We start from the raw sequence: 6,317 nt of genomic DNA, 5'->3' as shown, positions 1-6,317 counted from the left end.
TCTACTCAAACGGAACAAAACCTGGGGCACTTCATTTGTCACGCGCAGTGGTCTTGACCCTGCGCTTCTTTTTTGAAATCCGAACAGGTTCTGGGCCCGCATCAAACTAGCCACTCTCTTGCGATTGATGCGCTTAGCCGGAGGTGTAGTGCCGTTGTCGCGCTTGCGGTCGTTGAGTTCAGCAGTGATGCGACGAGCGCCCCAGATGCCGTTTTCAGCGTCGAAAATGGCCTGGATCTCCGCGGCCACCACAGCGTCATCTACAAGGCGCGCACGGCGCCGTGGAGCCGAGTTCTTCCACTTGTAATACGAAGACCGATTTAGCCCCAGGACTGTGCACATCCGCTTGACCGAGTAGTCGGCGAGATTGTCGTCAACGAACTGGAAGCGGATCACCAGGTCGTCTCGTCCGCAAAATACTTCGCGGCCTTACGCAGAATATCGCGCTCTTCACGAAGCCTTTTGTTTTCGCGTTCTAGCTGGCGGATTCTTTCCGCATCAGCAAGCTTTTCTACGGGTGACGCTGCATCTTCATCCTTGGCGACGTTAGTGCCGAATTGCTTGTACCAGTATCCCAAAGTCGAGCGATTGATTCCGAGTTCTTCTGCGACCTTGCGCATTGAGGTATCCGGGTTCGACTCGAACATCGCGACGGCGTCGCGTTTGAACTGTTCCGTGTAAACCTTGCGGGGCATGGTGGTAGATTACCTTCCTTCCCAACCACACTGGCTGGAATCAGAGGTGTCTACCTAACGGGGGTCAGGTCCCCTGTCGATGCCTTTTCATTGTGGGATGACGGTCGCCCCTACATCTTTACTGCGCGTCGCCGTAGCCCCGAAGGCGAAAGGTTCACGCTGGCTCACGAGCTCGGCCGCCTCGTTATGCACCCCAACGATCCCACGACGCCTGAGGCTGAATCCGAGGCCGATGCCTTTGCCGCAGAATTCCTCATTCCGCACACGGCGTGCTTCGAATATCTTCCCTACAACCCATCGTTGGAGAGGCTGCTCGAGTTCAAAACCGCCTTTCGCGTCTCAGCCATCGCAGCCGCACGGCGCGTGCACGAAGTCGGTCGTTGCTCAGACTGGCACTACACGGAGCTCAATCGCATTCTCACGCTGCGCGGATTCCGCTCCGCTGAACCTGGCGGTCGTACCTTTTACGAACGCTCGCGCGTCTTTGACACGATCGCAGGCAACGATAAGTATTCGCTTCACGATATGGCGACTGAGCTTGGCCTTCCCACCGAATTGGCCCGCAGTTTCGCGCTCCAAATACGCCTTTCGGTGGTCTAGTCTCGCACCTCGTCGCGTCACAGTACAGTATCCAGCATGACCACACCACCGCCTGCACCGGATGTACGCCAGTTCCTCAACGACGAATCCCCCGTCGACCTCATCGAGTTTCTCAATGGACTCTTCTACGTCGAGCGCGTCGCTCGCGAGGAGGGCATAGATGAAGGCACGCCCGTCGGCACGACATACTTCGAGGAGCTCTGGGGCGAGGATTCTCCGGAGTCCACCATGGCGCTGGCCGTGGCGGCAGTTCTAGATCCCAACGACGAGCGTAAGTCGCGAACGCAGGAAATACTCGCCTCCCGCGAGCACGAACTTCCGGCGTGGGCCGAAGGCCTCACCCAGGCGAGCATCGGCGAAGTCATCGAGTCCACGCAGTACGCCGGCGACATCGTCTACTACGCACTCGAGCTCGCCATCCCTGGCTCGGAGCCGGTGGCCGTGAACGTCTCGATCGACCTCACGGAGACCAACGGCGCCATCTACGACTGTTTCGCGACGGCACTCCCGCTCGACGCCGTCCGCGACGTCATGCGCCGCAATGAGGATCAGGAACGCACCATGACGGTCCCAGTAGCGGGTCTGAAGAAGGTGCTCAGCAACGCACTCTACCTCGACGAAATCACCATCCCCTCCCATGAGAACGAGTCGTGGCCGCTCAACCGCCCGCTGCTCACCTGGGTCATCTCGCTACTGCCCGACAATGAAGCACCAGCGAACGGGCAGACTTTCGCCGCAGCCCGCGCCCGTCAAGAAAACGATGACTTCAGCGACCGTGACAAGGTCCTCAAGGAGTTCCTCAAGGCCGAAAAGCTCACCGGCGATGATCGCGATGCCGCCGAGCAACTCTTCGAGATCGCCTCCAACTACACCATGGCCGACCTGCTTCATTGGTCCCCGCTGCGCATCGAGATCGTCCTCGACACCATCGCCCGCAAGGTGATCGCTGCGCAGGACTACCTGGAGGCCTTCCCACTCGTTCTGGAACGCCTCCTTGTGTGGTCGAAGAAGCAGATCAAGCGCCCCGCCGATCTCCACACGCGCCTCATGGAGGAGCTCGAGGAGCAGCACAAGAACTTCGCCAAAGAAGTCACGGAGGAACCGGAGTACGCCGAGGGGACGATAGGCGCTCTGCTGCAGAAGGGACGCCCACGCCTCGACGAGTCGCCGCTCCCTCTCGAGGCGCTCAACACCGAGGACCTCTCCCCGGAACTCGTCGACCGAGTCAAGGCGACCGGCAAACAGATTCTTCGATGGTTCCGCACCCATCAGACCGCCGATGTGGAAATCCTTACGGCCACCCGTCGTCTTCTCCACGATGTCGCCGTCGTGCGTCCCGACCTCATCTCCGATCCCCGGTACACACCCGCCCAACTCGGTGCCCTCATCGTGCTCGTGACCTATGACAACTCGCTCGTGCTCATCGACGAGGATTCGGTCCTGCGCGGGTTTGATCTCGCAGAACCTATCGACGAGGAGGTGGAGGACTTCTTCGAGGCTCTCGACGATATCGACGAGGAACTGGCTCGCCCCGCGGGTTATTTCCTCACCTCCGAGATGCGCAGGCGGTGGAACGTGGTCTATAAGACCACGTAAGCCTCACACGCGCCGAAGTAGGATCGACAGTAGAGACCCGAGCTCCCTGAAAGGCGGCAATCATGGCTTCGCCATGGTGACGTGCCACCTGGCGCACCTGCTACCCCGCCCTCTTTGCGGTCGGCCTCGGCTGCGCGTGCGCTGTCCTCGTGACGCTGTCTATTCCGGTGGGACTCCTCCTTGATTTCAGCGAAGCGGGGTGCATCTGGCTCCACGCCGCCTTCGTGTCTAGCGCGTCCTCCAGGTCGGCGTGCCCATAATCGTGCTCACCGCCCGCACCAATATCGAAGCCCGCGTCAAGGCCTTGGAGGGCGGCGCGGACGACTACGTGCCCAAGCCTTTCCAGTTCGCCGAGCTCTTAGCCCGCGTGCGCCTGCGGCTTGCCCCACGCGCCCCGGCGGCTGAGACGAGTTCAGCTCCCGAAACTTTCACCATCACGCACGAGGACGTGAGCCTCGACCTGCGCACCCAACGCGTGGAGGTCGCCGGCACGTCCAAAGACCTCTCCCGCCGCGAGTTCGGCCTGCTCGAGACCTTCCTGCGCCACCCCGGCCAGATTCTCTCGCGCGCGCAGCTGCTCTCCATGGTCTGGGAGATGGACTTCGATCCTGGTTCCAACGTCGTGGACGTCTATATCCGGACGCTGCGCAAGAAAATCGGCCCCGAGCGCATCGAGACCGTCCGCGGCTCCGGCTACCGCCTCGTCTAGTCTGCACAACCCCGTTGCGCATTCACGAAAAACACCGGAGAACATCAACGACCCCACCTCCCATATGACCATGGGAAGGTGAGGTCGCCGCATTCAAGCGTTAGCGCTCGTTGTGGTCATGCCAGAACTGCACGATGATCCAGTCGCCCTTGTTCGGGCCCGCGGTGTACTTCGCGAAGCCATGGCCCACGGCAACGGAGGTCGTGTAGTACATGCCCTCGCGGTGACCATCCTTCGAGCGCTTCCAGACATCGATGGCCGCGGTCGGGTCGCCGGCGATCGCGATGTGCTCGTGCGGGCAATCCGTGTAGGTCCAGCACTTCAGGGTGCTGTGGTTGAACGTGCCCTGCGCGGCCTCGTGCTCGGCCCACTTCTGCGCGATGGCGTTGAGCTCCGCAGACTCAGACACGGGTGCAACCCCCTGCGAGGCACGGAACTCGTTGAGCTGCCGCATAAGCGACGCACGCACCTGCTCCGGCGTGCGCTCCACCGGCTTCGGTGCCGGCTGCGGTGCCGGCTGCGGTGCCGGCTGGGAATTGGTCCCGCCCGACTGCGCGGTGCCATTGCCACTGATGCTCGAGGAAGCAGTATCGCCCTGGACCGCGCCGATGATGGCGCCGATAATCGAAATCACCGTAACGATAAGGCCGATGATTTTGTTGATGTCAATATTCATATTGACGTTCATAAAAACTCACTCCTGAAGAGACGATGAAGGAAATAGGGGTGCTGAGCAGACTGAGAAAGAAAAGCCTTAACGAGCACTCAGTTTAGTTTAAGGATTATGACAGGCGCCATTCGTGCCCCTTATCGGGGCCACGGGCGGCGGTCATCCTGGACCGTCACGCAGAAGTGCCTGTACGTTGACCCGCAGCTCCTCCGCGCCGAGGACGCTGCGCAGACGCTCCGGCTCATTCGGGGCGGTGCGCACCCGCACCGCCGCAGCCATAATCTGCTCGCGGATGCGCTCCGCCATGCGCGGGTCCTGTGCGAAGGCCTCCTGCAACGGGCTTCCGATGCCCTGGGTGACCGCCGCGTAGTCCCACTCCAGCAAGAGCGCATCAAGGTCCGCCGCGGATTCCACGCCCAGCGCGACAATCTCCGCGTCGAGCTCGTCCTGTACTGCGCCCTTGCCGGTGTCTTTCCACGCGCGGTAGATGAGCACCCCGGCGTAGCCCACACCGACCACGGCCACGGCCAAACCCGCGACCCACAGCGCAATGGCAAGCGCCCATACTGCAATGGCGATGAGAAAGACGAAGGCGATAATCCCGCCGCAGCCGCTACTCTTCGAGTTCATTAGCTGCCCTCCCTCAGGGATTGCATCCACTCGGCCGCGCCCTGCATGATGGTGATACCGACGAGCACGGCCACCGCGGCGAGCACGAGTGCCGCCACCGTAATGATGACGGCGGTGCCCACGCTCTTGCCTCGGTCCACGCGATACTCCGCGACGGCATCGAGCGTCGCCTCACGAAATTCGGCCAAGATGACCGGCCCCTGAATCTGCGCGCGCAACCACCGCAGCTTCGCCACATCAGCAACTGTGAGTGGCTGTGTCGCCGGTGCGGACGGCACCGCAGGCTGCTCCGCATGGTGCGCCACGAGCTGCTCTGTGGGCTGCCCGGGGAGCTGCTCAGCAGCAACTGGGTCGTACTTCTTATTCATGTTCCCTACCGTAGAGCCCACCCCCAACACGACCCCGCGACCGGACACTGGGCTTCGAACGGTTGTTTCTCTTTCCCGCTTCAAGACGTGAAAGAACCCCGCGTGGCGACAGTTCAATGAATGAGCCTCAGCGGGGTTCGTGCGACAAGAAACGCCGCAGCAGCGGCCTTACTGACCGAAGGAGCTATTGACGTTATCCTCGACGCACTTTTGCTGCTCGGCCGGATCCGTGATGTTCATGCACTCTTCCAGGTTCGCGCTGTCGAAGATACCCATGACAGCAACTGCGAGGACAACAAAGAACAGCAGCGACAGGACGGAGAGCACCAGACCCGTAACAGACATCCACGTGCGGCGTGCTTCCTTGGGCAGCTTGCGCGCCATGACGAGCGCGACGATGGCCAAGATGATGCCGATCGGGCCCAATACGACGGGCGGAATGATGAACAGGCACGACAGCAGCGCGATAATACCCACGCCAAGTGCCCACGGCGCAAGCTTCGACTTCTGTGCCGCAGCCGCGCCCCAGTCACCAGCACCCTGGTAACCCTGGCCGTAGCCCGGAGTACCTGTGGCACCAGGCGTGCCTGCTGCGCCGTAGCCCGTGTAGCCAGCACCCGCACCAGTGCCATAGTCAGCGCCTGCACCGGCACCTGCACCATAAGCAGTGCTGCCCGTGCCTTCAGCCGGATTCGAGGTACCCGTCGGGTTCGCGTCGCTCGAGCCGTAATTGGGCAGACCCTGGCCAGCACCGGCACCGGGGTTCGTGGAACCGTTCGAGGACGTCGCACCGTTCGCGGCACCATCGCCAGCACCATTCGCGCCGAACCCGCTGTTCGATGCGGAGTCGCCGTAAGGATTATTCGGGGTGGTCATCGTCGAGCCTTTCTCATGGTCGCTATCACTAATTCAGTGTCCCCACCCTACTGGTAGTCAGTGTCAGTGTGTCGGGGACTACCCCCACGTGATGGTGACACAAGCTCACAAAAGGGGCACACCCGATAAATACTCACCCCTGAAGCGTCCTGGGTTTAGTTCCGCTTCTTTTA

8 protein-coding genes and 1 pseudogene are annotated in these 6,317 nt (G+C 61.4%); 3 read left to right on the top strand and 6 right to left on the bottom strand.

What is annotated here, in order from left to right; translation table 11 throughout:
• On the bottom strand, positions 1-396 hold a 396-nt coding region (locus HMPREF3227_RS13370; protein WP_084759296.1), incomplete at its 3' end, for an IS3 family transposase.
• Positions 393-695, bottom strand: coding sequence for an IS3 family transposase (locus HMPREF3227_RS10345; RefSeq protein ID WP_066512905.1), 303 nt, complete (start codon positions 693-695; stop codon positions 393-395). The genes HMPREF3227_RS13370 and HMPREF3227_RS10345, both read right to left, overlap by 4 nt.
• Here HMPREF3227_RS10345 and HMPREF3227_RS13040 point away from each other — a divergent pair.
• The 3 genes and pseudogenes from HMPREF3227_RS13040 to HMPREF3227_RS10330 all read left to right on the top strand — a co-directional run.
• On the top strand, positions 627-1,295 hold the full coding sequence (locus HMPREF3227_RS13040; RefSeq protein WP_082750340.1) for an ImmA/IrrE family metallo-endopeptidase: 669 nt from the start codon (positions 627-629) through the stop codon (positions 1,293-1,295). The genes HMPREF3227_RS10345 and HMPREF3227_RS13040 overlap by 69 nt on opposite strands.
• 36 nt (positions 1,296-1,331) lie before the next feature.
• Positions 1,332-2,891 (top strand): hypothetical protein, encoded by a 1,560-nt coding sequence (locus HMPREF3227_RS10335; RefSeq protein ID WP_066486381.1) that lies wholly within the window; start codon positions 1,332-1,334, stop codon positions 2,889-2,891.
• Between the two features lie 232 nt (positions 2,892-3,123).
• Positions 3,124-3,600 (top strand): annotated as a pseudogene (locus HMPREF3227_RS10330) (response regulator transcription factor); the annotation flags it as partial.
• 100 nt (positions 3,601-3,700) lie between these two features.
• On the opposite strand, the gene HMPREF3227_RS10325 reads toward HMPREF3227_RS10330, so the two are convergent.
• From HMPREF3227_RS10325 to HMPREF3227_RS10310, 4 genes are all read right to left on the bottom strand, one after another.
• Positions 3,701-4,288: a CAP domain-containing protein gene (locus HMPREF3227_RS10325; protein ID WP_066512897.1), complete on the bottom strand. Its 588-nt coding sequence runs from the start codon at positions 4,286-4,288 to the stop codon at positions 3,701-3,703.
• A 141-nt stretch (positions 4,289-4,429) separates the two neighbouring features.
• A complete protein-coding gene (locus tag HMPREF3227_RS10320; RefSeq protein WP_066486402.1) occupies positions 4,430-4,900 on the bottom strand; it encodes a hypothetical protein in 471 nt (156 codons plus the stop codon).
• The gene (locus HMPREF3227_RS10315) at positions 4,900-5,268 is read right to left on the bottom strand and encodes a hypothetical protein (RefSeq protein WP_066512894.1); all 369 of its coding nucleotides are present in this window, start codon (positions 5,266-5,268) and stop codon (positions 4,900-4,902) included. Before HMPREF3227_RS10315 ends, HMPREF3227_RS10320 begins: the two co-directional genes overlap by 1 nt.
• 168 nt (positions 5,269-5,436) lie before the next feature.
• Positions 5,437-6,144 carry a hypothetical protein gene (locus HMPREF3227_RS10310; RefSeq protein ID WP_066512887.1) on the bottom strand — a complete coding sequence of 236 codons (708 nt, stop codon included), beginning with the start codon at positions 6,142-6,144 and terminating at the stop codon, positions 5,437-5,439.
• Between the last annotated feature and the right edge of the window lie 173 nt (positions 6,145-6,317).

The organism is Corynebacterium sp. CMW7794 (assembly GCF_001563605.1).
GTDB classification, from domain to species: domain Bacteria; phylum Actinomycetota; class Actinomycetes; order Mycobacteriales; family Mycobacteriaceae; genus Corynebacterium; species Corynebacterium phoceense.
The sequence above is the reverse complement of the archived record's forward strand: the minus strand, read 5'-3'. Positions and strand labels throughout refer to the sequence as shown.